The following is a 25684-nucleotide window of genomic DNA, read 5'->3' as shown; positions in this document are numbered from 1 at the left end:
AAGTCAGCGCATGATCTTCTGATCCGCCAAATAGGCACGACCAGGATCGACCCAACCGATTTCCTTGATCGTGGTCCGGCCGATTAGCACGGGGCTGAGCATATTGCTGCGGTTGTTCAGGGTGAAGTCCGCACGCAACTTGCGCTCGCCGATCGTGAAGTTCAACCGCACCACTTCGCGGGCCTCGGACTTGCCGCCGGGCTCCTTGATATGGGCGATGCGCACAAGTGGAGCCTCGATGCGCGTACGCGGGGAATTTTTCTCGCCCGGATCCGTCACAATGAAGCGAACCCACTTCTTGCCATCCCGCTCGAAGAGTTCTTTCTCCTCCGCATGGATCGAACTGGTCAAAGCTCCGGTGTCGAGCTTGGCGGCCAGCTTCATTTCCAGATTTCCGATGTGAACCCATTCGCGCCAGCCATAGACTTGGACCGGATCCGAAGTGACCGGCCTGGCAACGGCGGTCCCGCCATTTGCCTCCTCGCGCTCCGCGGCGGCTTCATCTTCGGATTCGGCCGAGGGTTCCTCAGGCTCTTTCTCCGTAGCGTCCGGCTTCTCCGCAGGCTTGGTGCCGTCCTGCATCTTGCCGTTGTCGGCAGGTGCGGACTTCTCTTTTTCCGGCGCGGCGGGTTTGGACGGAGCCGGCTTTTCCTTCTCCTTCTCCGGAGCAGCGGGTTTGGCGGGAGCTTCGTCCTTGCCCTTCGCCGGGCTCTCGGTTGCCTTCTCCGCCGGCTTGGGCTTGGCAGGCGCATTCGTGGCGGCCTGCCCTGGCTGGGACAGCAGACAAAGTGCCAGCAAGAACGACGTAAGGGCTTTTCTTTCTGCGGTCACGTGCGCCGACTATCAGCAACAGATCTTGGGTAATGCAACGGAATTCCCGAATACACGGAAGCAGCGGATTCGCCTTTAGAATGGGCTCCGGAACCGCGATTGCCTTGGCCGGATTCGTGCTTTTTTCCTGCGAAGGATCGAAGTTCGGGAGCCCGCGCGAGCGCATGGAGGTCTCCGCTCCCGCAAGCTGGCAAGCTGCCTCCGCCGGTCAGCATGGCGAGATCAGCAGCGGCTGGCTGGACGAGTTCTCCGACCGTGGAATGAGCAAGGTCGTAAATGAGGCACTGACTCACAACCAAGACCTGAAGGCATCCTCCGCCCGTATGCGGCAAGCGAAGGAATCCCGCATCTCCGGCAGGGCTCGCACCTCGCCCCGCGTGGGGGTGGATGGGTCAGGCGGCTACCGGGTCTCCGAGAATGGTAGGGATCCCGCCAGCGAGTCCGAAAGCTACGGGCTAGCCTTGGCAGCCTCATGGGAAATCGATCTCTGGGGGCGGCTGCGTGATCTGAATGCGGCGGATGACGCGGACTATCACGCGGCCCAAGCCATCTACCGGGGTGCCCGCTTGTCCTTGGCCGCCAACACGGCGAAGGCTTGGTGCAATCTGATCGCCGCCGAGCAACTGCTGGATCTGTCCCATCGCACGCTGGACTCCAATCGCAAGGTGCTCGGGATCACGGAACGCCTCTTCAAAGGCGGAGCGGGCCAAGGCGCGCTCGATGTCCAGCTCGGCCGCACCAATGTCGCCTCAGCAGAGCGGGCGGTGAAGTCCTCGGAACTGGCCCGCAATGAAGCGGCGCGGAGCCTTGAGCTCCTACTGGGACGCTACCCATCCTCCGAAGCGCGCGGCAGCCGGGATCTACCCTCGTTGAACCCCCAAATCCCATCGGGACTTCCTTCCACCTTGGTGGAGCGTCGCCCGGATCTGGCGATCGCCCGGGCGGAGATCTTCGCCAGTGCGAAGCGGGCGGATGCAGCACGCAAGGAACTGCTTCCGCAGCTTTCCCTCACCGGAAGCAGCGGCACGCCGGTCTCCCGTTTCGCCAATCTGCTTGATCCCTCCTTCCTCGCGACCTCGGTAGCGGCGAATGCGAGCCAAGCGATCTTTGAAGGCGGGGCCCTCGCAGCCAATGCCCGTGGTGCCTTGGCTGCAAACGAAGCCAGCATCCACGACTATGCGCAGACCGCGCTCGAAGCCTTCCGCGAAGTCGAGTCCGCCCTGAATGCAGACCTCTCGCTCGCGGAACAGGAAACTTTCCTGCTTAAAGAAGTCGAGCAAGCGGCGCTCGCCGAAAAGCAGGCTGCCCGGGATTATTCGGACGGCTCGAACGACGACATCCTGCGCGTGCTGGAATCTCAAACCCGCGCCACCAACGCCCGTGCCGGCTTGATCCGGCTCAAAAACCAGCGTCTCCAGAATCGGATCGACCTCCATCTGGCCCTCGGCGGGGACTTCCACACCCGGACTTTCTGACACACCAAGACATAGAATCACCCCGGGTGATCGTATTTGGCAAAGCACCTGAGCCAGTGCATCTTCCGCTCCCCTGAATTCCACGATGCTCCTCCGCATTCTCATTCCTATCGTGATCCTTTGTATCGGCGCGCTGGCGGCGTGGCGGGCCGGCATCCCCGTGGAGGAACCGAAGCCCGAGCCCTCCGCTCCCCAAGTGCTCAAGACGGAGATCCTCGAGCTCCAGCGGACCGACTTCCAGGTGATGCTGAACAGCCAAGGAACGGTGCGGGCCCACTTCACCACCACGCTGACGCCGCAAGTGGCGGGCACGATCAGCACGGTGAGCGCGAATTTCGAGGACGGTGCTTTTTTCAAAAAGGACGATATCCTCGCCGAACTGGATCCGGCGGATTTCAAGGTGGCGGTGTCCGCTGCAGAGTCCGGCTTGGCCCGGGCTCAGGCAGCCCTGATCCAAGAGGAAGCCCGGGCAAAACAAGCCCGCCTGAACTGGGACGATCTCGGTTATGAGGAGGAGCCCTCCGACCTCGTGCTGCGCATCCCCCAGATGAAGGAAGCCAAGGCGAACGTGGATGCCGCCCAAGCGGACCTGGAGCAAGCGCTGCGGAATCTGGATCGCACGAAGATCCGCGCTCCCTTCGACGGTCGTGTGCAGAAGCGCGTGATCGGTCTTGGTCAAGCGGTCGGCAGTTCGACACCGCTGGGTGAAATCTTTGCCACCGACTTTGCCGAGATTCGCCTCCCGCTTTCGCCGCGGCAGCTTCCCTTCGTCAGGCTACCCTCCAAGGAAGGCGACCCGGAATTGAAAGTGACGCTGCGCGATGCCCTCGCAGGCACCGATTCTCAAGGTTGGGACGCGAAAATCGTCCGGACGGAAGGCGCGCTGGATGAAGCCTCGCGGGAACTTTTCGCGATCGCGCGGATCGACGATCCCTTCGGCGTCGAGTCCGGCAAGCGACCGCTGCTGATCGGCCAACCGGTAAGGGCCACGATCCAAGGCGTCATGTTGGAAGATGTCTTCGTCCTCCCCCGCCACGCGCTGCGCGGTGTGAACCGGATCTACCTCGTGGACAAGTTGCAGCCGACCATCGTCCGAAACCAGATCGAACCGGTCTGGTCGGACGAGCAGGTGCTGGTAGTCCGGGATGGCTTGGAGGTCGGTCAATGGCTCTCGGTGACGCGACTTCCCTATGCTCCGGATGGTGCGCCCGTGGAGATCGTAAAGCCCGGAACCGAGGCTGCCTCGGCCGCAGAGAGTGCTGCTGAAAAGCCAGTGCGCGCAGGGTCCTAAGCGTGGGGCTTCAGAAAGAAGCACTTAGAACCTAATAATTAAGGTTTATTAAATTTTCCTTGTCTCGCTCCGGAATTTTTGAAATTCCTTTGGGCGTCATGAGAGCACTGCCGATTCTCGCCGCCATCCTCTGCACCGCCCCGCTCGCCGGAGCCGCCACCTCGGAACTGGATTTGCTCCAGGGCCGCTGCCAAGAGTATGAGCGCCAGATCCGCCAACTCGAAGAGGAGAACGCGCGCCTCAAGTCGATCACCGCGACCGCCGCGAAGACCCCTGCCCCGGTTCAGGCCGAAGCCAAGAAGACCGAAGCTACCGCCGCCCCCGTGAAGGATGCCTCCGAGTATGGCATCGTCCGGAATGGCGACACCCTTCGCAAGGTCGCCAAGCGCTACGGCACCACCCCGGAAACCTTGGCCAAGCTCAACGGCATCAAGAATCCCTCTCTCATCCGTGCCGGTCAGAAACTGGTCTTGCCAGCGAAAACCTCGGCTCCGAGTCGTGAAGCTGAAGCACCCCGAAGCGCTGCGGTGAATACCGGCAGCCACACGGTGAAGTCAGGAGAAACCTTCTACAGCATCGCCCGGCACTACGGACTCAGCGCCAATGCCCTGCAGGCGGCGAATCCCGGCGTGAAAGCTTCCGGCCTGAAGATCGGCCAAACCCTGCGCCTCGGCGGCAAGGTCACTGAAACTCCAAAGGCAGCACCTGCTGCCGCGGCCAAAGCCGCTAAATCGGAGCCTGCTTCGAAGACGATCTCCACCAAGGCCGCCGACTTCAAGCCGGTGTCCAAGCCTGAAGAAGCCGCCCCCGCCAAGGCGCCCGCGGCTGCTCAAGCCAAGTCGGAAAGCACAGCCCCTGCCCCGGCAGCGCAAGCGAGCGAACCGGCCTCCGATGCCCCGCGCATCCGTTCCATTTCCATCGACAAGGAAACCGACTTTGCAGCGTTTGCCGCAGCACACGGCACAAGCACTGCAAAACTGAATGCCCTGAACGGCCTGAACCTAAACTCCAGTACAGTCCTTGCAAAGGGATCGGAGCTGTATGTTCCCGCCCAGCCTTGAGAAAGCGGCTCCGCTTCCTAGGTGACGGCCTTATTTAGGACATGGCACCCGCCCGGGATTCGTCCCGGGCGGGTTTTCCGCGCCAAAGGCAAATGACGAATTCGGAATTTCCGAATGACGAACGAGATCAGGGCGAGACGGCGAGGCGCTCGGGACCGCCCTGCTCCTCGAAGAGGAAGCCGTTTTCCTTGTAGGTCTTCAGACGGAAATGGGTGGCAGTGGAGATCACCCCCTCCATGCTGCTGAGTTTCTCGGAGACGAAGCGGGCGACCTCGCGGAGATCGCTGCCTTCGACCACGACCATGAGATCGTAGCCACCGCTGGCGAGGTAGCAGCTCACCACTTGATCGAAGCGGGCGATGCGCATGGCCAAGCGGTCGAAACCGCCGCCACGCTCGGGAGTGACCTTCACTTCGATGAAGGCGGAGACATCGTCATCCCCTGCTTGTTCAGCATCCACGACGGCTTGGTAGCCGAGGATCGTGCCGTTCTTCTCCCATGCGGCAATGCGGGACTTCACCTCGTCCTCGGAGAGCGAGAGCAGCTCGGCGAGTTCCTGGTGGGTGTGGCGCGCCTTGCGGCGGAGCAACTGGAGCAAGGGGTCGATTGACATGTCGGCAGCGGTTCTAGGCCCTGATCCGCGCGGGGGCAAGGGCGGCATTCGGGCTGAGAACCAGCGGACGGGTCCGTGCAAATTCCCGAATCCGAGATAAATATGAACCGGACCAGCGCTTCACTTGGATTATGTCGCCTTATGAAAGCTCCTCTATACCATCTCATCCCTCTCATCTCGCTGATTCTCCCAGCCACGCTGCAGGCCCGGACGTGGAAGGAAGCGGGCTCCGGCCGCACGGTCGAAGGTGACTATGTGCGCACCGAGGGCGGGCAGGTGCTTATCCGGAAAGCCGGCGGCACCACCCTGAAGATCGCGCTCTCCAAGTTGAGCGAGGAAGATCAGAAGTTCGTATCCGAGCAATCCGCGCCGAAGGAAGAAGCCGTGGATAAGGATGTCTTCAAATGGGAGACCGATTTCGACCTCGCGAAGAAGCGCGCCAAGGAAGAGAAGAAGGACATTCTGGTGGACTTCACCGGTTCCGACTGGTGCGGCTGGTGCATCCGCCTGAAGAAGGAGGTCTTCGATCAGCGCGCCTTCCAGGAATACGCGAAGAAGCATCTGATCATGGTGGAGCTGGACTATCCGCGGAAGAAGAAGCTCCCGGAGAAGGAAGCCGAGCAGAACAAGAAGCTGGCCGAGGAATACGAGATCCAAGGCTATCCCACGATCCTGCTACTGAACTCGAAGGGCCGCGAAGTCGCCCGTACGGGATACCAAGAAGGCGGTCCGGAGAAGTATATCGAGCACGTGAAGGAGCTGCTCAAGTAGCCTCTCCTTCATCAATCATCCCCCACCCCCGGATATCTTGTGAAAACATTCCTGCTTCTTCGTCCGGAGAGGAGCACATGGTATCGGGCTCGGATGTTTGGCCTCGTCCTATTGGCGATTTGGTACGCAGTCTCAGGACATCGTTCGCTGGAGTTCGCGCATCACGTCTTCTTCGCGATGATGGTGGCGTTCAGCGTGGTGCAGTACTTGCGTCTTCGCCGATTGCCGGATCGCAAGGTGGAGATCGATGAACAGAGCATCCGCCTCTACCCCGCCGGATTCTGGGCCGTGGATGTTATCCCCCGCCGCTTAATCTTGGGAAAACGGGACGAAGGCTCGGAACTCTTCGTTCACTTCAATGATGCCGGAACGGAGCGGGCGATGCTTTTTGAAGAGACACTGATCGGCAAGAAGCGCTGGGCCGAGTTCACCGGGCTACTTCGGGATCCTGCCGATCAAGTGCCGGCAATCCCGGCAGGCCCGAGGATGCGTCCGGCGTAAAAACGAAGAAGGGCGACAGTGATGTCGCCCTCCTTGGAATCGTTTGGGACCAGGCCTCAGTCACCCAGGCAGATGCCGACGGCCTTCGCAGCCTTGACCATTTCGCCGTCGGGTTCAACGAGGCGGAGTTGGTTGACGGCTTCTTCGATCGGCACGGAATCGACGTGGTAAGCTTGGTAACTGACCATGCGACCGAAGCGGCCTTCCTCGGCAAGCTTCACGGCCATCACGCCGAAGCGGGTGCCGAGGATGCGGTCGAGCGCCGTCGGAGCACCGCCACGCTGGAGGTGACCGAGCGTGCAGGAGCGAGTCTCCTTGCCGGTAAGTTCTTCCAAGCGGCGAGCGACGATGTCACCGATGCCGCCGAGACGAACTTCACCGCCGGCGTTCTCCGCGATGGTGGCCAGTTCTCCGGAGGGCAGGTGCGCGCCTTCCGCCACCACCACGAGGGTGCTGTGATGGCCTTGGGCATCACGGGCCTTGATGAACTCGGCGACCTTCTCGGTGTTGTAAGGAATTTCGGGCAGGAGAATGACGTCCGCACCACCGGCGATACCGCCCCAGAGGGCGATCCAACCGGCGTGGCGGCCCATCACTTCGAGCACCATGATCCGCTTGTGGCTCTCCGCCGTGGTGTGGAGGCGGTCCAGACCATCGACCACCGTGCTCACGGCGCTGTCGAAGCCGAAGGTCATGGCGGTGGCACGCAGGTCGTTGTCGATCGTCTTCGGCACGCCGATGACCGGCCAGCCTTCACGATAAAGCTGCAGGCCGGTGGTGAGCGAGCCGTCGCCGCCGACGATGATCAGGGCGCGGATCTCAAGCTGCTCCATGGTGCGCTTGGCCTTGGAGACGATATCGGCGGGCACTTCGGCGATGTCGCCCTTGCCGACCTTCGCGGCGAAGTGGCCTTTGTTCGTGGTACCGAGGATGGTGCCGCCGAGCTTGAGGATGCCGAGGGTATCCTGAGGTCTCAGGACCTTGTAGTCGCCCGGGGGCAGGAGTCCTTCGAAGCCGTCCTTGAATCCAATCACTTCCCAGCCGAGTTGGCTGGCTGCTCCCACGACTCCGTGGATCACTGCATTGAGACCGGGGCAGTCGCCCCCGCTGTTGAGAATACCGATGCGCATCGCGGTGGGGTTTGGCGTGTTAGGATTCGTTCGATAAGTCAAAATCGCGCCATTTTTAGCGCGGGTTGGGAACGTCGAGAATTTCCTTCCGGCGATCCTCGATCGGAGCGCCTGCGGCGACCCAGCGATCAAAGCTCGCCCAGCCCGGAGAGATGAAGCCGCGGGCACGGTTGAAGCGGTCGGGATTATTCAGGACGACGATGATCAGGCGGCGCGGCGTGACGGCCTTTTCACCGTCCGGCTTGTCGCGGACGAGCGGGTCGCGCTCCACGGAAACGCTCACGCAGGGGCCCGCCGCGGCGGTCGTACCGGTCTTCACGCCGAGAATGTTCGGCTCGCCGATGAGCTCGTTGGTATTGCGGACGTTGAAGCTGCGCTTCGCGCCATCGGCTCCGGTCACGGTCACCTGGCGATCCTTCTGCCGGACGATGAAGGTGAAGCCCGGCTTGCGCATGGCATAGATCGAGAGCTTCGCGACATCGGCCGCGGTGGAGTAGCCCTTCTGCTTGGGTAGCTCCAGACCGTGGGGATTGGCGAAGCGGGTCTTGCTGAGACCGATGGCCTTGCCGAGCTCGTTCATCTCGTTGACGAAAGCGGCCACCCCATCACCCTCGCGGCCGCGGGCACGGAGGATTTCCTGCCCCACGTGATTGGCCACGGTCATGGCGGCGATATTGTCGGAGCCGAGCAGAGCAGAATAAAGGGCATCCCGCAGCCTGAGGCGGTCCCCCGCCTGGAGGGAAAGAGGATTGGGCCCGCCGATGGCCAGAGCAGAAGGAGGCACGGTGGCGATCACGGCGGAGATATCGGCTCCGGTAGCATCCGCCCAATCGACGGCAATCGTGCCGGTGGCGATCTTGTTGAGGCTGGCTACGGAGCGCTGGACCACCGAATTCGAAGCCATCAGGACTTTGCCGGAATTGGCTTCCACCACCATGTAGGCTTCTCCCTGCTGGCCATGGGCCACGGAGCTAAGGAGGGCGACGAGAGTGAGAAAGAGCGCGCGCATCGTGAACCGGCGCGGACTCTAGCCGGCACGGAGGGAGGGGCAAGCGGAGAAGCCCGGAAAGCGAGTGGGAAGCCCCGGAAGTAAAGATTGGTAGATTCCACTAAACCTGAAGTACTCCGCCCGTTCTTGGGCTGGCCAACGCATCGCCGAGTATCCCAATGAACCGATTCCTAAACCGAGCCGAGATCCGCCCGGAAGTCCCGCCTTGCAATAGGGGCTGGCTCCCGTAAACTTCCGCCCGTCAGGCAGATCCGGGACTCGTTCCGACTGCCCGCCGCCGGCCAAACGCAGATTTTGGCAGCAGCCTCCGCTTGGGCGGAGCGCAATCGGACTCCGGCGGACGCGGACCACGCGGTGAAGCCTGCCAAACCGGGCCAACGCGCGATAACCGCCTACCCCCGGGTCTACGGAACTCCGCCCGTCCCGCATTTGAGTGGCGGACTTCCCCGGTAACATAAAGCCGGCGACCCGGACCGGCCGGTCGAGCCGAGCAGCCCCGCCCGATAAGCGGGCGGCTGCCCTCCATCGCGAGACAGGCCCGCCAATAGAAAAGAAAACATGTCCAACGCCCAACCTGATACGAGAGGCGCCGGAGGCGAACGTCGCAGACATCGCTCCCGCGGAGGCAGAGGCCGGAATCGCAACCGGCAGAATGATGGCAACGAGAACCGCGGAGAACGCGGGGATCGCGGCGAGCGCAACCACAACCGCGGCGAACGCGGGGAGCGGGGCGACCGCAATCAAAGCCGGGGTGATCGCGGCGAACGCGGCCCACGCCCACCACGCAAGGACTACAAGCCGGTCAAGCTGACCCTGTGGCAGAAGATCCTGAAGGCCATCGGTCTTTACAAGGAGCCCGTCCGCCCACCGCGCCCGGAGCGCAAAGAGAGCGTGCGCTTCGAGGAGGGTCCGCCGAGCGGTGCGCCTACGGGCCTTCCGGCCGGTGTGAAGTCGAACACCCGCAATGCGCGCCAAGGCGGTGGTGAAGGCCAGCCTCCGAAGAAAGAGCGCGGTGAACGCGGCGAGCGCCAGGATCGTGGCGATCGCGGGGAGCGTCGCAATCAGGAGCGGGGCGAGGTTTCCGGTTCGCGGATCTACCTTGGCAACCTGTCCTACGACTCGACCGAGGAGGATCTGAAGGATCTCTTCAAGGGGGTGGGCACGGTCCGCAATGTGGAGATTGTTTACAACCGCCGCACGCACAAGTCGAAGGGCTATGGCTTCGTCGACATGCTCAATGTCGATGAGGCGAAGCGCTCCGTGGAAGTGCTGCACGACCAATTCTTCATGGGCCGCAAGCTCGTGGTGAGCGGTGCGAAGAGCAAGGAGCACGAAGACGCGGTGCGCGAGGAGATGGTTGAGCGCGAGCCGCGCCCTGTCGCTCAAGCTGCCGCGGTGGCCACGCCTGTGGTTGCAGCCGCTGCTGCCGCCCCGGTGGTAGAGGAAGCCATCACGGCACCTGCCGAAGAGGCCGCCCCTGCTCCCGCCGCTCCGGCTGTGGAAGCTGCTGCCGAAGAAGAGCAGCCGCCGACCGCTTGATCGTCCGATCCATTTGATTTCAACGCCCTGTCCGGTTTGTCCGGGCAGGGCGTTTTTCTTGCCCGCAAGAATGGCTTGGCGAGACTTCCGCGGCGGATGTCTTTGGTCCTTCCATCACCTGACAGCATGTTCTTCGTCTGTGGTCCCACGGCCTCCGGGAAGAGCGCGCATGCCTTGAAGGTGGCGGCGGAGATGGGCGGGGAGATCGTGAATGCGGATGCCTTCCAGCTCTATCGCGGAGCAGAGGTTCTAACAGCGGCACCGTCGCAGGATGATCAGCGGGAGGTGGCGCATCACCTTTACGGAGTGCTAGAGCCGGAAGATCCGGTCGATGCGATGGCCTACCTGAGAATGGTGGTGCCGGTGATCGAGGAGATCCGCTCGCGGGGAAAGCAGCCGGTCATCACTGGAGGATCCGGACTTTACCTGAAGTTTCTTTCGCACGGACCATCGCCTCTGCCGCCGGGTGAGCCTGGCTTGCGAGCCGAGTTGGATGCTTTGCCATTGGAGGAACTGGTGACGCGCCTGCGAGTAACGGATCCGGTGGAAGCGGCGCGGACGGATCTGAAGAACCGGCGCTATGTCTCACGTGCGCTGGAGGTGTGCATCCTGGCAGGAGTCCCCTGCTCCAGCCTCCGGGATGATTGGGAGGAAGCCACGAGCAAGCGGGCGGAGAAGCTGCGCGGGGTTTTCCTGCAGCGGGATCGCGAGGACCTTCATAGCCGGATCGGCCAGCGGACGAAGGCGATGCTGGAGGGCGGGGCGATTGAAGAAGTGAAATCGCTGCATCACGCGGCACCGGGATTGGAAAAGGCCATCGGGCTCGGGGAGATCCGGCGTCTGCTGGCGGGCGAGATCAATCGCGGGACTTGCGAGGAGCTGATCAACGCGGCGACGCGACAGTATGCGAAGCGGCAGGAGACTTGGTTCAAGCGTGAGAAATGGCTGGTTCATAGCCATCTCGAACGGTAGGGAGACAGGTCTGTGAAAAAAAGTTTCATTCCTATAACCTTCGCCTTCGCGATTGGTCTGATTCCCTGTGTTTCACAAACAGTTCAAGAATCCGCCAAGAAACAGCAGATTGAGAATGAGAAGGGCGGACAAACGAGGCCGGAGCCTACTCCGAAACAGGAGAAGGAGATCCGATCTCTCATTTCGCAGCTAGTGCTAGTAGATCGCCCTGTAACTGAAGAGCTGCTGCCCGCCCCCGGCCTGAACACCGATGACGAGGAATATGGCAAGCGTTACAACGCCTGCCACAAGGCGTTCAAACGGCTCATGGAATTCAAGGAACTTTCACTCCCTTTCTTGGTTGAGCACCTTGAAGACAAGCGTCAGTCGATCCCCTTCCGCAACCATCACATGGGCTTCTCCGTGGGAGATGCCTGCTATTGGAATATCTACTATCAGCTCCAGGACCAACCGGACGACTACTCATCTTACGGCTACCAACGGAGAGGACGGGATGGAGAGAATCATCCCAAGCCATACTGGGCGACAAAGGGATGTTGCTTCGACGAAGTCGGAGGAGCGAAGGAGTGGCTGGAGATCAACAAGCATCTGTCGTATGTCGAGATGCGGATCAAGTGCCTCAGTTGGCTACTGGAGAAGGAGAGGGCAATCGGAGCCTCCGATGTGGAAAGCTACTATGAGAACATCGCTCCACTCGAAGTAAGGATTCTCGAGCGAAGATTGGAGAAAGGAGAGAAGGTCGAGACCGAACTCAAGCAAGCGCGCGCAAACTTGAAGAAAAAAGACCCGGCAGCGGTGCCACCGGGTCTCCTCCCTGCAAAATAGATCCCCTGCTTATCCCATCGCTTTCTCCATCAGCGTATTCATCCGCTTCACTAGGTCGCGGGCGTCATCGAGGAGGCCTGCGCCGATGAGCGCGTTGTCGAGCATCTGGCTGGCGACCATAGCGGCGAGATCCGGGTTCGTTTCCTGGGTCTCGGAGAGCTTCTTGACCAGCGGGTGGCGCGGGTTGATCTCCAGTTCGACTTTCACCTCGTCCTGGAAGTTCTCGTCCATCGCCTTCATCATGCGGCGCATCTGGGCGGTCATCCCATCGGCGGGGACCAAGGCGATGACGGGGCTATCGACGAGGCGTTTGCCAGCGGAGACAGCAGTGACCTTGTCACCGAGCTGATCCTTGAGGAAGCCGCAGAGCTTCTCGGTGGCTTCGGCGCTGAGAGCATCGCCCTCTTCTTCCTTGTCCTCGAGCTCAACACCGGAATGGGCAATGGAGACGAGCTTCTTGCCTTCATATTCTCCGAGGGACTCGACGACGTACTCATCCACCGGATCGGTGAAGTAGATGACCTCGATGCCGCGGGCCTTGAAGGCCTCGACATAGGGGCTGTTCTCGAGCTGTGCCTTGCTCGGTCCGACGAGGTAGTAGATTTTGTCTTGGCCGTCCTTCGCACGGGTCAGGTAATCGGCGAGACTGGCGAGCTTGCTCTCCTCGGTCATGGAGGACTCGAAGCGCAGCAGCTTGGCCAAGCTATCGCGGTTCGCGTGGTCGGTGGCGACGCCTTCCTTGATGAGACGATCAAACTTCTTGTAGAAGGCTTGGAACTTCTCCGGATCCGCCTCGGCCTCCTTCTCAAACATCTTGATCACACGCTTGCTGATCACGCTGCCGAGCTTCCGCACCAGCGCGCTGTCCTGCATGGTCTCGCGGGAAATGTTCAGCGGCAGGTCGGCGCTATCAATGACGCCCTTCAGGAAGCGCATCCACTCGGGGAGGAGACCCTTCGGCGAGGGATCGATGAGCACCTTCTTGCAGTAGAGGGCCACGGAGGGCTCCATCTTGTTCATGCCGAAGCGCTCCATGTTTTCGTTCGGCACGAAGATGAGCGCGTTGATGGCGAGCGGGGCATCCGCGCTGAAGTGGAGGCGGTAGGCGGGCTCGTCGTAGGCGTGGGCGGTGAACTGGTAGAATGCCTTGTATTCCTCCTCGGTCACGTCGGCCTTATTCTTCAGCCAGAGGGCCTCGACCTTGTTGATACGCTCGCCATTCAGGTAGATCGGGAAGCCGACGAAGTTGCTGTATTGCTCGATCAGGCGCTTCACGCGCGCGGACTCGGAAAACTCCTGATGCTCTTCCTTAAGTTGCAGGACGAGCTTCACGCCGCGCTGGGCATCGGCCGCTTCCTCGATGGAGTAGCCGCTGGCGCCATCGCTGGTCCAGAGCAGGCCCTCGCCATTTTCACGCCAACTGCGGGTGAAGACCTTCACCTCGCTGGCGACCATGAAGGCGGAGTAGAAGCCCACGCCGAACTGGCCGATCATGTTCGCCGGGGTGTTGCCGCTTTCCTTCATCGCCTGGAGGAAGGCCTTGGTGCCGGAGTGGGCGATGGTGCCGAGATTCTCGACCAACTCGCCATGGGTCATGCCGATGCCGTGATCGGCGATGGTGATCGTCTTCGCCTCCTCGTCGGTGCTGACGTGGATCTCCAGTGGCAGCGTGGCGTCGTGGATATCCTTCTCCGTGCCCTGCAGGTGGCGGAGCTTCTCCATCGAGTCGGAGGCGTTCGAGATTAGCTCACGCAGGAAGATCTCGCGGTCCGTGTAGAGGGAGTGGACGACGAGATCGAGGAGTTGCTTGATCTCGGCTTGGAAGGAATGCGTTTCGAGAGTGGCTTCGCTCATGGGAAGGAGAGTCGGTTTGGGAGCGCGAAAATACCCATCTCCCCCGCCCTGTCAAAGCCCGGTGTCCACCGATAAATGGGGTGACACCGAGGGCGCCACGAATCTTACGAATCGGAGTTTTAACCGCGAAAGGTCGCGAAAGGGACGCGAAATCTGAAAGGCAAGGAAGAGATGAACCAAGGAGTCGCCAACCTATTATGAACAAAAAAGCCCGCAGGTTTGCCTGCGGGCTCTTGGATAAGAGCTATTCTCAGTTCGCAAGGTAGCTGGAGACGCCCTCGTGGTCCGGGGTCATGGCCTTGTCGCCGCGGCTCCAGTCCATGGGGCAGACTTCGCCGAATTGCTCGAAGTGCTGCAGGGCATCGACAACGCGCAGGGCTTCGCGGATGGAGCGGCCGAGCGGCATGTCGTTGACAATCTGGTGGCGGACGACGCCTTGCTTATCGATGAGGAAGAGGCCGCGGTAGGCGACGAGTTCGCCTTTCACGGTCAGGCTGCCGTTCTCGTCCACTTCGTATTCGCCGGCGAGCACGTCGTAGGCATCGGAGATGGTCTTGTTCACGTCGGCGACGAGCGGATACTGCACGCCCTGGATGCCGCCCTTGGCCTTCGGGGTCTGGAGCCAGGCCCAGTGGGAGAACTCGGAGTCCGTGGAGCAGCCGACCACGGCCACGTTGCGGGACTCGAACTCGGCCAGTTCCTCTTGGAAGCGATGGAGTTCCGTCGGGCAGACGAAGGTGAAGTCTTTCGGGTAAAAGAAGAGGATCACGTATTTCTCGCCGAGGTACTGATCGAGGGAGAAATTATCGAGGATCGTTTCGCCTTGGACGGCCTTGGCGCTGAAGGACGGAGCTTTCTTACCTACGAGTACGGACACGGTGTGTGGATTGGTTGGTGAGGGGGACGAGAGGGCGACCGCGCGGTAGTGGACAGTCCCCCGCCGGGCAACCCTTTTCCGGTTTGCGCGGGGTCAAAGCATCCCCCGCACCAAGGTTCCCCTTGCCTTTCCGCGAGGGATGAAACCTGATCCCGCCCGCCGATGTCCGCCCTTCTTTCCGCGAATGAGATCCGCCTGGCCTACAGCTACCAAACGCTGCTGGACGGCGTGACCCTGGCCGTGTCCGCCGGCGAGAAGGTGGGCTTGGTCGGGCGGAACGGCTGCGGGAAGACCTCGCTGCTCAAGATTCTGACCGGCAGCCAAGCGGCGGATTCCGGCGAGATCTCGATCCGGCGCGGTCTGCGGATCGGCTACCTGCCGCAGGAGTTCGAGCTCGATCCGGAGCTGAGCGTGCACGAGAACATCGCGGCCGGTGCGGCGGATATCGTGGAGGCGATCCGCCGCTACGAGGATGGGGAAGGTTCCGAGGCGGAGCTGGCGGATCTCCTGCATCTGATCGACCATGCGGATGGATGGAACCTCGATGCACGGATCAAGGCGACGGCGACGGCTCTGGGCACACCGGCACTGGAAACCTCGGTAGGGCCGCTATCCGGTGGTGAGAAGCGGCGGGTGGCCTTGTGCCGGGCGCTGGCATCGCAGCCGGATCTGCTGCTGCTCGACGAGCCGACAAACCATCTGGATGCCGATTCGATCCGCTGGCTGGAGGATTTCCTGAGGACCTATTCGGGCGCCGTCATCTTCGTGACCCACGACCGTTACTTCCTCGATGTGATCGCGACGCGGATCATTGAGATCGACAACGGCAAGGCTTACTCGCATCCGGGCAACTACACCGCCTATCTTGAATCGAAGGCGGTACGGCAGCAGATCGCAGAGCAGACGGAGCGGCGTCGGCAGCGTTTCCTGCGAGAGGAGCTGGAGTGGGTGCGTTCCGGGGTAAAAGCGCGCGGCACGAAGTCGCGGCACCGCTTGGATCAATTCTACGAGATCGAGGGTCTGCAGGCACCGCCGGAAGAACGTGAGATGGATCTGCTTATCCCTCCCCCGCCCGATCTCGGGAACATCGTGGTGGAACTGGAACAGGCAGGCGTGAATGTCGGCACGGCGACCTCCCCGCGCTGGCTTTTCCGTCACCTGAATCTGGAGCTGCGACCGGGACAGTGCACCGGCATCGTGGGTCGCAACGGGGTCGGCAAGACGACGCTGCTGAAGCTGTGTCTGGGCATGATCGAGCCGAATGAAGGCAATGCCACGGTGGGCAAGAAGGTGAAGGTGAACTACATCGACCAAACCCGGATGGCGCTCGATGGCACGGGTTCGCTGTTAGACGAGGTCGCGGATGGGAACGAGAAAGTCCAGTTCGGCAACCAGACCATGGGGGCTCGTGCTTACCTCCGACGCTTCCTCTTCGACGACCGTCGGATCAACGAGCGCGTGGACTTGCTATCCGGAGGCGAGCGCGCGCGGCTGATGCTGGCGAAGGTTCTCAAGACGGGTGGCAATCTGATCGTGCTGGACGAACCGACCAACGATCTCGACCTGCCCTCGCTACGGATGCTGGAGGAGGCGCTCGCGGACTTCGATGGCACGGTACTGGTGGTCTCGCACGACCGCTATTTCCTGGACCGGGTGTGCGACCAGATCATCGCCTTCGAGGACAACGGCGTCTTCGTGCAGCCCGGGAACTACTCCTACTATCTGGAGAAGCGGCAGGCCCGCGAGCAGGTGGACCGGCTCCATGCCCAGGCAGCAGCCCGGGATGCGGCGGCAAGACAGAAGGCCGCGGCTCCGGTGGAAACCAAGCCGCGGAAGTTGACCCTGGCGGAGCGGAAGGAACTCGAGGCCATGGAGGAGACCATCATGACCGCGGAAGAAGCGGTGGCTGAGTTGGAGGGCAAGCTGGCTGATCCCGAGTTCCAGGCGAACTACGAAGCCGTCCGCGATGCGCTTCCGCAACTGGAGGTGGCGAAGGCCCAGGTGGCCCGGCTTTATGATCGCTGGGAAGAGCTGGGTAGCTTGGCGCAGTGAGGTCTGTTTTTGTCTGTTGATCTGCCAAAGCGCGCGCAGCCTTCCAGCTCAATAGTTTCAGTATTTACTGAAAGTTTTGATTGATCGCGCGAGGCGAACTTGCCAGTCTGACCGCATGAGATCGGATGCGCGATTAGCTCTTTGAAAACGTGAAATCGAACCGCTCCCTCAGACTCCGGAGGTAAATTCCAACCTACGTTGTGATCTGATATTTCATTATTTCCTGAACTTTTAGAATTAAAATCAAAGAGCATGAATGAGCATGAAGTCCCGCGCATGCTGCCGCGTGATGCAGCAACCAACCCGATCGACGGCCGCGTGGTGTGGTCGCCGGTGAAGTCGCTGTGGTTCACTGCTCACGCCCTTGTCGCGGTGATCGGTGGTGTTCTCACGTTCCGCTGGGACGCCCTGATGGTGTTCTTTGTGTTCACCATCACGACCTTGTGCCTCGGGCATTCGGTCGGGCTGCATCGCCTGCTGATTCACCGTAGCTTCCAGTGTCCGCTATGGGTGGAGCATGTCCTCGTGCACTTGGGCACCTTGGTCGGCATGGGTGGGCCGTCGAAGATGCTCTACCTGCACGACATCCGCGACTGGTCGCAGCGGCACCCGGAATGCCATCCGCTCTTCATCCACAAGAATCCGATCTGGAAGGACTTCCTGTGGCAGAACCACTGCGAGGTTCAGCTTGAGCATCCGCCCGAGTTCCGTCCCGAGGCACGGGTGGCGAATGACCGCTTCTACCGCTTCATGGACCGCACTTGGATGCTGCAGCAACTGCCGTGGGCCATCCTGCTCTACGTGCTCGGCGGAGTGGCTTTCGTGGTGTGGGGGATCTCGGCGCGGATCGTGGTTTCTCTAATTGGCCACTGGTTGGTCGGCTACTTCGCGCACAACGCCGGGCCGCGTGACTGGCACTTGGAAGGCCATGCCGTGCAGGGTCACAACATCCCGCACATCGGGCTGCTGACGATGGGAGAGTCGTGGCACAACAATCACCACGCCTTCCCGGGATCGGCGCGGCTTGGCCTGGATAGCAGCCAAATCGATCCGGGGTGGTGGGCCATCTGTGCGCTGAAGGCAGTCGGTTTGGCGTGGAGTCCGCGACTCCCCGGAGACCTCCCTGCCCGACCGGAGTTGAGCTGCATCAAAGTGCCGGAACGACCGGCACCGACCAAGCCGATCCTCACTCGCTGAAATCAGTATCCGCCTTCTCGATATCGAGCTCCTTGATCCAGATATTGCGGAAGCGGACATCGTGGCCTTCAGCTTGGAGCTTGAGGCCCTGCGGGGTATCGGTAATCCCCTTCCCGCCATCGTTGCCGCCATCCACGCCGGAGTTCGGGCCGCCCCAGACCTGATTGATGGTCTGGTTCACGTGGACCTTCTTGCCATTGAAGAACATGGTGACCATGGGCTTCTCGGCCAGCTTGCCGTCCTTGAAGCGGGCGGCACGGAAGACGATGTCGTAGGCGTTCCACTTCCCTGCCCCGTTGTAGGCATGGTAGGGCGATTCGGTTTCGTTGATGACCGCGCCGAGCCCGTGCTTGGTCTTGTCGCCATCGAGGATCTGGATTTCGTAGCGGTTCTGGAGATAGACGCCGCTATTGCCGCCTTCCTTCGCGATGTAGAATTCGATGTGGAGGCGGAAGTCCTTGTAGGCCTTCTTGGTCACGATATCGGCCGAGCCATACTTGCCACCGGCGGCGACCGGATCGTCGCTCATCATGACGGTGCCCTTGTCCACGGCATCATCCACGATCTTCCACTTGATCGGCAGGGATGACTTGAAGCCCGGACCTTCCCAGTAGGTCCACTTGGCATCGAGCATCTCGCGGGAACCGTCGAAGACCACCTCGGCTCCTTCGACCGGCTTGGCTCCCACACCGGTGCCAGCTTGGGCGATGGATCCTGCGAGGGAGAGCGAGAGGACAAGCGGTGCGAACTTCATCCTGCGACTACTAGCGGGTAGGCAGCCCTCTTTCCAAGTGCGGAGATGATGACAGCACTGGCGGGATCCGCCGATCTGCGCTCCAATCGGGAACGGCGATGAAACGGGAAGCGATTCCTGCAGTGGGACTTGAGGATTACCGGCAGCACGGCCTGCACGGGGACGGCTTCCTTGCGGTGCCCTACCGCGAATCCCGGGCTTGGAACCCCACCCTGCTGACGCCCCACTATCACGATTTCTTCCAGATCTCGCTGATCAAAGGAGATGCCCATCTGATGCACGATTTCCGTGAGACGGACGTGAGCGGGCACACCCTCTTCTTCCTTAGCCCGGGGCAGGTCCACGCCGCCCTGTCCGATGGTGACACGGATGGGACGATCATCTCCTTCACGCGCGAATTCTTCGATGCCGGGGCCGCGGGCTCGACGGGGCTTCTGCTGGACCTGCCGTTCTTCTACGCTGCCGACTTCCTGCCATGGATGAAGCTGGGGCGCGATGCGATCGGACCGGCCTGCGCGATCTTCGAGGAGCTTCAGGAAGAGTTTAATGCGGCGCGTCCGGGATCGCAGGAGATCATCCGGGCACTGCTGCGGATCCTGCTGGTGAAAGCCAGCCGCTGGCGTGAGCCGCTGCAGGAGAAGCCCGGCAAGCGGGCCGGGGTTCTGGTGCGTGACTTCCAGTTACTGGTCGAGCGGCGCTTCCGCGAATGGCAGACGCTCGCGCCCTACGCTCGCGAACTGGGGGTGACGGAGAACCACCTGAACGACGTGGTGAGCGAAGGCACGGACAAGCCTGCCGGTGAGCACATCCGCCAGCGCCGATTGCTCGATGCGAAGCGGCTGCTGCTCTACTCGGAGCTGAGCGTGGCGGAGATCGGCTATTCGCTCGGCTTCAAGGATCCGTCCTACTTCAGCCGCTTCTTCAAGCGCTACCAAGACGGGTCCCCAGCGGAGTTCCGGGCGGAAATCCGAGAAAAATACCAGAAAGGGAGCCGCTAGCACCGGTCTGCGAAATTGCCCGTGGCGACCGCGCAACCGACTGTTCCGCCCCCATGCAGGAAAGCATCGCCACGGACACCCAAGCCGTGCCGGCCCGCCCGGCCACGGATACCGTCTTCGCCCTGATCTTCGCGATCAGCACGGCGCACCTTCTCAATGACACGATCCAAGCGCTGCTACCCTCGATCTATCCGATCCTGAAGAACTCGTATCAGCTGAGCTTCACGCAGCTGGGGATGATCACCTTCACCTTCCAGCTCACGGCATCACTGTTGCAGCCCTTGGTGGGCCTGATCACGGATCGCAAGCCGATGCCATACTCGCTGCCGATCGGGATGACCTTCACGCTGATCGGCTTGATCGCGTTGGCGCACTCCACCAGTTTCGCGACGATTCTGATGTCCGCGGCGATGATCGGCACGGGCTCGGCGGTGTTCCACCCGGAGGCCTCGCGGATCGCCTTCATGGCGGCGGGCAAGCGTCGCGGATTGGCACAGTCGATCTTTCAGGTGGGAGGCAATGCAGGCAGCGCGATCGGGCCCTTGCTGGCGGCGCTGATCGTGGTGCCGCACGGGCAGCGCTCGCTGCTGGTCTTCTCTGCCGTGGCGCTGGCCGGGGTGGTGATCCTGACGATGATCGGACGCTGGCAGGCACGGAACTTCCACCGCATGAAGCCGAAGGGGACCCGAAGCGGAACGGTGACGAGTTTCCCGAAGCGCACGGTGGTGATCGCCCTGTCGGTATTGGTCGCACTGACCTTCTCGAAGTATGTCTACCTGGCCTCGCTCACCAGCTACTACACCTTCTACCTGATCGACCGCTTCCACATCTCGGTGCAGAGCTCCCAGTATTACCTCTTCCTGCTGCTGGCAGCAGTGGCAGTGGGCACGATCGTGGGCGGACCGGTGGGTGACCGCATCGGACGGAAGCGGGTGATCTGGGCCTCGATCCTGGGCGTGGCACCCTTTGCCTTGCTGCTGCCGCATGTCGGTCTGGGCATGACGGCGGTGCTGAGCGTCATCATCGGCCTGGTGCTGGCATCGGCCTTCTCGGCGATCCTTGTCTATGCGCAGGAACTGCTGCCGGGGAAGGTCGGCATGATCGCGGGCCTCTTCTTCGGGCTGGCTTTCGGGATCGCGGGAATCGGCTCGGCGGTGCTCGGCAATGTGGCCGACCACCACGGGATCAACTTCGTCTTCCGGATCTGTGCCTACCTGCCGCTGATCGGGATCCTGACTGTCTTCTTGCCGGATGTGGAGACGGATAAAGACTAGGGCGCGGGCTTCACATTCTCGATGAGGAAGAGCGCGTCTTGGTAGTCTCCATTCGCGGCTTCTTCAAAACCGACGAGCCAAGCGTCCTTCATCTCGCGGCCTTGGAATTGGGTCACGGGATAGACGCGGGCGGTGTGATCGATCTTGGCCTCGGTCGGGAGTTCGGGATCGGTGAAGGAAGTGTATTGATGCGCCTTGAAGTAAAAGGCGAAGGCTTCCTCTCCGGGAGTGAACTCAAGGTTCGAGATCTTGTTCCACGGCGGCATCAGGCACTGGTGGGCGTCCGCCACCTCCTTGGATTCGGCCAAGGCGGCCAACTCCTTGAGCTCGGTGCTGCCCTTCTTCACGATGCCGAAATACTCGAGTCCCGGTGGTGAGAAGCGCGCCACCGGGGTGACCTTCACCGGCGCCTCCCCTGCCCTCTGGAAATATGGGACCGCGATGCTCTGGCCGATGGTCTTCGCCTTGGTGTCGAGCTCCAGCTTGCTACCGCCCACATCCAGGGGAATGCCGAGGGCGTGGACGATCGTCTGCAGGGCGGGTTCGTTCTTCCCCTCGAACGCAGCCAGACCGAGACCCTGCAAGATGACGAAGGCTCCGGTGTCCGCCTGGCCGATGCGCAGCCCGGCGCTGTAGCGATCCGCACCACGAGTCGGGCGGAAGTGCACGTCTACCTCGATGGTCTCACCGGGCGCAACCGAAACGGCGGACGACGATGCGCTGAAGGCGGCGGCATCCTTGCCGATGATCGAGAGATCCGCTTGCAAAGGGCGGTCCAAGGGATTCTTTACCCGGATGGTGCCGCTGCGGGCCGGCTTGTCCTTCACGGCGCTCAGGCTCAGCAGGGTCTTGTCCGGGCTAAGGGGCGCATCGAGTTCGCGGATGCGGATGTTGCGATACTGTACCTCCGCGGCTTCGAATTGCAGTGCGATCTTGCCTTCCTTGAGCGCGCCACCGGTAAGGTGCTGCATCTGCTGGAGACGGACCCGCGTGTGACCATTCAAGATGTGCTCCGCGCGCTCGTCGGCATGGACGATAACGTCCACGCGATTCCAGCCGGCATGATCATGCTCGGGGAAGCGGCCGAAGTAGGTGTAGTTCCCGCCCTTTCGCAGGATGCCGCCGTTCTCCGGCAGCAGCGAGGCATCGCCCTGCCCTGGCGGCGCGAGATCCGGCTGTGGGTGAGCCCAGCTGAATCCGGCCTCGCCGATGAAGATGAGGTCGCCGCTATCGCCCTCCTGGATCTGATACTCCACGGAGGGCGGCCAGATCTTCTCCGGACTGGAGGTGTGATAGAGCAGGCCGGCATCCCGCAGGGCATCCTTGCGGGGAGCGAACTTCTTCTCCATCCAGCGGTATTCGAGCGCCAGATGGAAGCGGGAGAAGCTGTCCTTGTGCGTGACAATGCCGAAGGTAACCGTTTTTGAAGGATCGGTATCCGCATACATATGGATCGAGCCGTCCCGCACTTGCACAAAGCGCTCCGGATCTTGGCCGATGGGAAGCGTGTCCACGGTCACGGTCCAATCCGTGAGGTCCTTGCCGTTGAAAAGGTTCTGCCACTCAGCCTCCGCGAGCGTGACGGAAGAGAAGGCGAGCGAGAGAGCTGAGACGAGCAAGCGGCTTTCCATGGATGTGAAAGGAACAACCCTTCCTACCTCCAAGCAAGGCCAGTGTTGTCAGACAAATTGTCATAAATCTTGGCAAGAAGGCCCGCCGCCCGTGATCGGACGGCGGGCTGATCGAAAGCGAACTCCTTACAAAAGCTCAGGACATGCTGTGCAAGCCGACGCGGTTGCCATCGAGGTCCTCGAAGATCCCGATGAAGCCGTGCGGAGGAATGGACATGCGCTCGAGGATCACCTTGCCGCCAGCGGCGGGAATGCGAGCCAGAACGGCATCGAGCTCCCCTTCCACATTCAGGTAGATCATGGTGCCGCCGGGGCCGGGCTTGCCGCTCTCACCTGCCTGCGAGAGGCAACCGCCGACTCCGAGCTCCTGATTGAAGGAGAAGATCGCCATCTCACAGCCGTGCTCCGAGGGGGGTGTCTTGACCAGTTCGCTCTTCAGGATCGCCTCGTAGAAGGCCTTCGACTTGTCGAGGTCGCTCACGAAGATCTCGAACCAGTTCAATGCGTCGTCTTTCATGGTAGTAGTCGTGTTGGATGTTCTTGCGCCCCACCGGCGGGAGCGATGCCGACAACAAACCAAGGCCTGCTGACAACCCTATGTCAGGAGGGATTTTCGAATCCCGATTTTGTTCCTCCCGCCTGTGCTAGGGCCGGAAATAGCCGAAGCGGAAGAACTCCTTGGCCAAGCCTTTCGGACCGAGGACGGCTTGGCCAGAGGCATCGAGAATGACGACCCGATCCAGCGTCCACTGAGACAGGGCCGCGGAGCGATAGACCTCTAGAATCGCCTTGGGACGGGGATTGGTGATCAGTAGCGCTCCGGCACCGTCCACTTTTACCATCGTCTGAGCCGCCTGCACCGCCGTGAGCGCGCCGGTGCCGTCGGCAGGAAGTGGTGCCGAAAGGAAAATATAGGTGGCGTATCCCAATCCGGATCGCGGAGCCTGTCCGACGCCGAATACCACCTGGCCACGGTAGAAATCCGTTGCTCCCATCAAGTGGTTGAAGTGGGCAGTATCGCTCTTCAGGAGGGTGAGGGCTTGGGCTGCGGTGTCATTAGTGGATCCCGCCATGCTTTCCACATAATTGTTGTTACCCTCGTAGTTAGAGGGGAGAGGATAGGCCTCATTCAATACGCGTTGATTCGACCAAACACCGCTTGGATTCCGGTGCGCGAAGAACTTCCGGGTCTGGGTGTCTTGTGCGTGTTTCCTAGCGGCCCAGCACAGGCGGGCGTCCAGAACGACTTGGACGCGCCGCTGTTGGGCATCGTCCCTAATGAGGCGGTAGAACTCCGCTTCCTTGGCGTTGGGTGTGAAGCTCTGGCCCAAGCAGGCTGGACCGATAAAGGCGAAGAGGGCTGTAAGTATCCCTGTTCCAAGCGTCCTAACTCGTGTTTTCATGGTGCATCATGGGTGAACCACAAAAGTTAAGCGTTATTCACCACATGCAACACACACTTTATTAGATCACCTGTAATTATTGTAACGGATTAGCACAACTGATGTACACGCGATGCCGCAGCCTTCGACAAGGTGAGGAAGCACAATCCAAGCTCGTGACGTTCCACTCTCCGAAGCGATTCGATGTCAGTCACTCATACCCGGGTCAGGCCGCTTTCACATTGCAAGGAGCAGCCCGGCGTTGCTCTCTGCACCTCGAGAGGACGAGTGTTGGGCAATTAGGCCCCGATAATACAAGCCCCGGCTCCGGGCACGTGAGTTGCAGCAGGTTACCCATGAATCGTCCGCGACATCTCCTGCACCCGGTCTTTGCTAGCCAAGCAATCATGACCATCCTCCTCGCGCTCGGCCTTTTCTCGGCAACCGCCTGCCAAGATGGCGAGGAGACCGCGGCCGCTCGTTCTGATCATCCCGAGCGCCAAGAAGCTGATACCGCCGCGAACGCGACCGGACGATATATCATGGAAGCAGTGTGGACACCGCGTCTCGATCAGGAGGATGACCTCGATTGAGCCGCTCCACTACATCGGCACCAGATCCTCCGAGTAGCGTGCTGCCACGGCCATGGCAGCATCTCGCAAGGAATCGCGAAGCTCCTGCGGCTCGATCACCTCGACGAGAGTTCCGTAGCCTAGCAGCCACGAAGTAAGCCAAGGCATGGAGCAAGTCAGAATCTCCACCTCGACACTCCCATCGGGCCGGATCTTCTCATCCAAGGAAGTGCAAGGCATCTCCGAGCGGAAGCGATCGAGCACTTCGCGGCTTACCCGGATCGTGGCGGGAGCCAGCTCATCGCCATCGATCTTCTCCTGCAGGAAAGCTTTTACCGAGAAGTCCGCATGCCCGTGATAGCACTCGGCCATCACTTCCCAGCCCGCAAAGCGATCCAAGCGGAAGTCCCGGAAGGCCTTCCTCAGCCGGCACCATGCGATCAGGTGCCATTGACGCGAGTAGAAGACGAGACCCAAGGGCTCCACGATGCGCGTGGTAATTTTGCCCTTGCTCGCCGCATCGTAACGCAAGGCGAGACAACGGCGGCGCACCACGGCATCCTGGATCGGCATCAGGGATAGCTTGCGATCCTCGCTTCCCCCACGGCGGAACCACACGCCGATCGCGTTCCGAAGGCGCGAGAGGTAATCCTTCTTCTCCTGCGGGAGGACCGACTTGATCTTGAGAAGTGCTGAACGCAGCGATTGCTTGAGCGAATCATCCGCGACCTGCTCGGTTACCTCGCCGCTCATGAAGAGCGCGGCGGCTTCCTCCTCGGTGAACATGACCGGCGGCATGTGATAGCCACGCATGAGGCTGTAGCCCACGCCTGCCTCCGCGATGATCGGCACCCCGGCTTCACCCAAGGCCGAGAGATCGCGATAGACCGTGCGGACGCTGATCTCGAAGTGCTCCGCGATCTGCTCCGCCGTGATCACCCGCTGCCCTTGCAGCAAAAGGATCATCCCCGTGAGGCGGTCGATGCGGTTCATTCTTGGCGAGCGCCTGATTATCCTTCAGCCAGTGGGGCGGCAAGGATCGATTCCGCAGCATGAGGTTCCGGTGAAGCCCGGG

At 61.3% G+C, this 25684-nt stretch carries 24 protein-coding genes; 13 read left to right on the top strand and 11 right to left on the bottom strand.

Annotated elements, in window-relative coordinates; genetic code table 11:
* Window positions 1–3: 3 nt before the first annotated feature.
* Entirely contained in the window at window positions 4–831 is an 828-nt protein-coding gene (locus OJ996_RS11460) for a putative ATP-dependent zinc protease (protein ID WP_264513720.1), read from the bottom strand.
* 80 nt (window positions 832–911) lie between these two features.
* Between OJ996_RS11460 and OJ996_RS11455 the strand changes: the two genes are divergently transcribed.
* The 3 genes from OJ996_RS11455 to OJ996_RS11445 all read left to right on the top strand — a co-directional run bounded on the left by OJ996_RS11455 (window position 912) and on the right by OJ996_RS11445 (window position 4658).
* The gene (locus OJ996_RS11455) at window positions 912–2306 is read left to right on the top strand and encodes an efflux transporter outer membrane subunit (RefSeq protein ID WP_264513719.1); all 1395 of its coding nucleotides are present in this window, start codon (window positions 912–914) and stop codon (window positions 2304–2306) included.
* Window positions 2307–2391: 85 nt separating this feature from the next.
* Window positions 2392–3597 carry an efflux RND transporter periplasmic adaptor subunit gene (locus tag OJ996_RS11450; protein WP_264513718.1) on the top strand — a complete coding sequence of 402 codons (1206 nt, stop codon included), beginning with the start codon at window positions 2392–2394 and terminating at the stop codon, window positions 3595–3597.
* Window positions 3598–3695: 98 nt separating this feature from the next.
* Window positions 3696–4658 carry a LysM peptidoglycan-binding domain-containing protein gene (locus tag OJ996_RS11445; RefSeq protein WP_264513717.1) on the top strand — a complete coding sequence of 321 codons (963 nt, stop codon included), beginning with the start codon at window positions 3696–3698 and terminating at the stop codon, window positions 4656–4658.
* 127 nt (window positions 4659–4785) lie between these two features.
* Here OJ996_RS11445 and OJ996_RS11440 read toward each other — a convergent pair whose 3' ends face one another.
* Window positions 4786–5271, bottom strand: a complete 486-nt coding sequence (locus tag OJ996_RS11440) for an Lrp/AsnC family transcriptional regulator (protein ID WP_264513715.1) — start codon at window positions 5269–5271, stop codon at window positions 4786–4788.
* A 141-nt stretch (window positions 5272–5412) separates the two neighbouring features.
* Here OJ996_RS11440 and OJ996_RS11435 point away from each other — a divergent pair, with 141 nt between their 5' ends.
* Together OJ996_RS11435 and OJ996_RS11430 are read left to right on the top strand one after the other, a co-directional pair.
* Complete coding sequence (locus OJ996_RS11435) at window positions 5413–6042, top strand: thioredoxin family protein (RefSeq protein ID WP_264513714.1); 630 nt, start codon at window positions 5413–5415, stop codon at window positions 6040–6042.
* Between the two features lie 93 nt (window positions 6043–6135).
* On the top strand, window positions 6136–6543 hold the full coding sequence (locus tag OJ996_RS11430) for a hypothetical protein (RefSeq protein WP_264513712.1): 408 nt from the start codon (window positions 6136–6138) through the stop codon (window positions 6541–6543).
* Between the two features lie 56 nt (window positions 6544–6599).
* On the opposite strand, the gene OJ996_RS11425 is transcribed toward OJ996_RS11430, so the two are convergent.
* Together OJ996_RS11425 and OJ996_RS11420 are read right to left on the bottom strand one after the other, a co-directional pair.
* The gene (locus OJ996_RS11425) at window positions 6600–7673 is read right to left on the bottom strand and encodes a 6-phosphofructokinase (RefSeq protein ID WP_264513710.1); all 1074 of its coding nucleotides are present in this window, start codon (window positions 7671–7673) and stop codon (window positions 6600–6602) included.
* Between the two features lie 55 nt (window positions 7674–7728).
* Window positions 7729–8682: a D-alanyl-D-alanine carboxypeptidase family protein gene (locus OJ996_RS11420; protein ID WP_264513708.1), complete on the bottom strand. Its 954-nt coding sequence runs from the start codon at window positions 8680–8682 to the stop codon at window positions 7729–7731.
* A 558-nt stretch (window positions 8683–9240) separates the two neighbouring features.
* Between OJ996_RS11420 and OJ996_RS11415 the strand changes: the two genes are divergently transcribed.
* The 3 genes from OJ996_RS11415 (at window position 9241) to OJ996_RS11405 (ending at window position 12018) form a co-directional block, all read left to right on the top strand.
* On the top strand, window positions 9241–10221 hold the full coding sequence (locus tag OJ996_RS11415) for a hypothetical protein (RefSeq protein WP_264513706.1): 981 nt from the start codon (window positions 9241–9243) through the stop codon (window positions 10219–10221).
* 126 nt (window positions 10222–10347) lie between these two features.
* Window positions 10348–11193 (top strand): tRNA (adenosine(37)-N6)-dimethylallyltransferase MiaA, encoded by an 846-nt coding sequence (miaA, locus tag OJ996_RS11410; RefSeq protein ID WP_264513705.1) that lies wholly within the window; start codon window positions 10348–10350, stop codon window positions 11191–11193.
* A 12-nt stretch (window positions 11194–11205) separates the two neighbouring features.
* Entirely contained in the window at window positions 11206–12018 is an 813-nt protein-coding gene (locus OJ996_RS11405; RefSeq protein WP_264513703.1) for a hypothetical protein, read from the top strand.
* Between the two features lie 9 nt (window positions 12019–12027).
* On the opposite strand, the gene htpG is transcribed toward OJ996_RS11405, so the two are convergent.
* Window positions 12028–13872 (bottom strand): molecular chaperone HtpG, encoded by a 1845-nt coding sequence (gene htpG / locus OJ996_RS11400; protein ID WP_264513701.1) that lies wholly within the window; start codon window positions 13870–13872, stop codon window positions 12028–12030.
* Window positions 13873–14122: 250 nt separating this feature from the next.
* On the bottom strand, window positions 14123–14749 hold the full coding sequence (locus OJ996_RS11395) for a peroxiredoxin (protein WP_264513699.1): 627 nt from the start codon (window positions 14747–14749) through the stop codon (window positions 14123–14125).
* Window positions 14750–14911: 162 nt separating this feature from the next.
* On the opposite strand from OJ996_RS11395, the gene OJ996_RS11390 reads away from it, so the two are divergent.
* Both OJ996_RS11390 and OJ996_RS11385 read left to right on the top strand, forming a co-directional pair.
* Window positions 14912–16801 carry an ABC-F family ATP-binding cassette domain-containing protein gene (locus tag OJ996_RS11390; protein WP_264513697.1) on the top strand — a complete coding sequence of 630 codons (1890 nt, stop codon included), beginning with the start codon at window positions 14912–14914 and terminating at the stop codon, window positions 16799–16801.
* Between the two features lie 252 nt (window positions 16802–17053).
* Window positions 17054–17998, top strand: a complete 945-nt coding sequence (locus tag OJ996_RS11385) for an acyl-CoA desaturase (RefSeq protein WP_264513696.1) — start codon at window positions 17054–17056, stop codon at window positions 17996–17998.
* On the opposite strand, the gene OJ996_RS11380 is transcribed toward OJ996_RS11385, so the two are convergent.
* Window positions 17988–18752, bottom strand: coding sequence for a 3-keto-disaccharide hydrolase (locus tag OJ996_RS11380; protein ID WP_264513695.1), 765 nt, complete (start codon window positions 18750–18752; stop codon window positions 17988–17990). The genes OJ996_RS11385 and OJ996_RS11380 overlap by 11 nt on opposite strands.
* A 98-nt stretch (window positions 18753–18850) precedes the next feature.
* On the opposite strand from OJ996_RS11380, the gene OJ996_RS11375 reads away from it, so the two are divergent.
* The gene (locus OJ996_RS11375; RefSeq protein ID WP_264513694.1) at window positions 18851–19750 is read left to right on the top strand and encodes a helix-turn-helix domain-containing protein; all 900 of its coding nucleotides are present in this window, start codon (window positions 18851–18853) and stop codon (window positions 19748–19750) included.
* A gap of 53 nt (window positions 19751–19803) precedes the next feature.
* Window positions 19804–21024 (top strand): MFS transporter, encoded by a 1221-nt coding sequence (locus tag OJ996_RS11370; protein ID WP_319800689.1) that lies wholly within the window; start codon window positions 19804–19806, stop codon window positions 21022–21024.
* On the opposite strand, the gene OJ996_RS11365 is transcribed toward OJ996_RS11370, so the two are convergent.
* From OJ996_RS11365 to OJ996_RS11355, 3 genes are all read right to left on the bottom strand, one after another.
* On the bottom strand, window positions 21021–22655 hold the full coding sequence (locus OJ996_RS11365) for a 3-keto-disaccharide hydrolase (protein WP_264513693.1): 1635 nt from the start codon (window positions 22653–22655) through the stop codon (window positions 21021–21023). The genes OJ996_RS11370 and OJ996_RS11365 overlap by 4 nt on opposite strands.
* A gap of 136 nt (window positions 22656–22791) precedes the next feature.
* The gene (locus OJ996_RS11360; protein ID WP_264513692.1) at window positions 22792–23172 is read right to left on the bottom strand and encodes a VOC family protein; all 381 of its coding nucleotides are present in this window, start codon (window positions 23170–23172) and stop codon (window positions 22792–22794) included.
* A gap of 127 nt (window positions 23173–23299) precedes the next feature.
* Window positions 23300–24058: a CAP domain-containing protein gene (locus tag OJ996_RS11355; protein WP_264513690.1), complete on the bottom strand. Its 759-nt coding sequence runs from the start codon at window positions 24056–24058 to the stop codon at window positions 23300–23302.
* A gap of 386 nt (window positions 24059–24444) precedes the next feature.
* Here OJ996_RS11355 and OJ996_RS11350 point away from each other — a divergent pair, with 386 nt between their 5' ends.
* Window positions 24445–24630, top strand: a complete 186-nt coding sequence (locus tag OJ996_RS11350; RefSeq protein WP_264513688.1) for a hypothetical protein — start codon at window positions 24445–24447, stop codon at window positions 24628–24630.
* A 9-nt stretch (window positions 24631–24639) separates the two neighbouring features.
* Here OJ996_RS11350 and OJ996_RS11345 read toward each other — a convergent pair whose 3' ends face one another.
* Window positions 24640–25602, bottom strand: coding sequence for a helix-turn-helix transcriptional regulator (locus tag OJ996_RS11345; RefSeq protein WP_264513686.1), 963 nt, complete (start codon window positions 25600–25602; stop codon window positions 24640–24642).
* Window positions 25603–25684 lie beyond the last annotated feature (82 nt).

Source organism: Luteolibacter rhizosphaerae (assembly GCF_025950095.1).
Lineage (GTDB): Bacteria > Verrucomicrobiota > Verrucomicrobiia > Verrucomicrobiales > Akkermansiaceae > Haloferula > Haloferula rhizosphaerae.
This window is presented reverse-complemented; position numbering and strand designations above follow the sequence as displayed.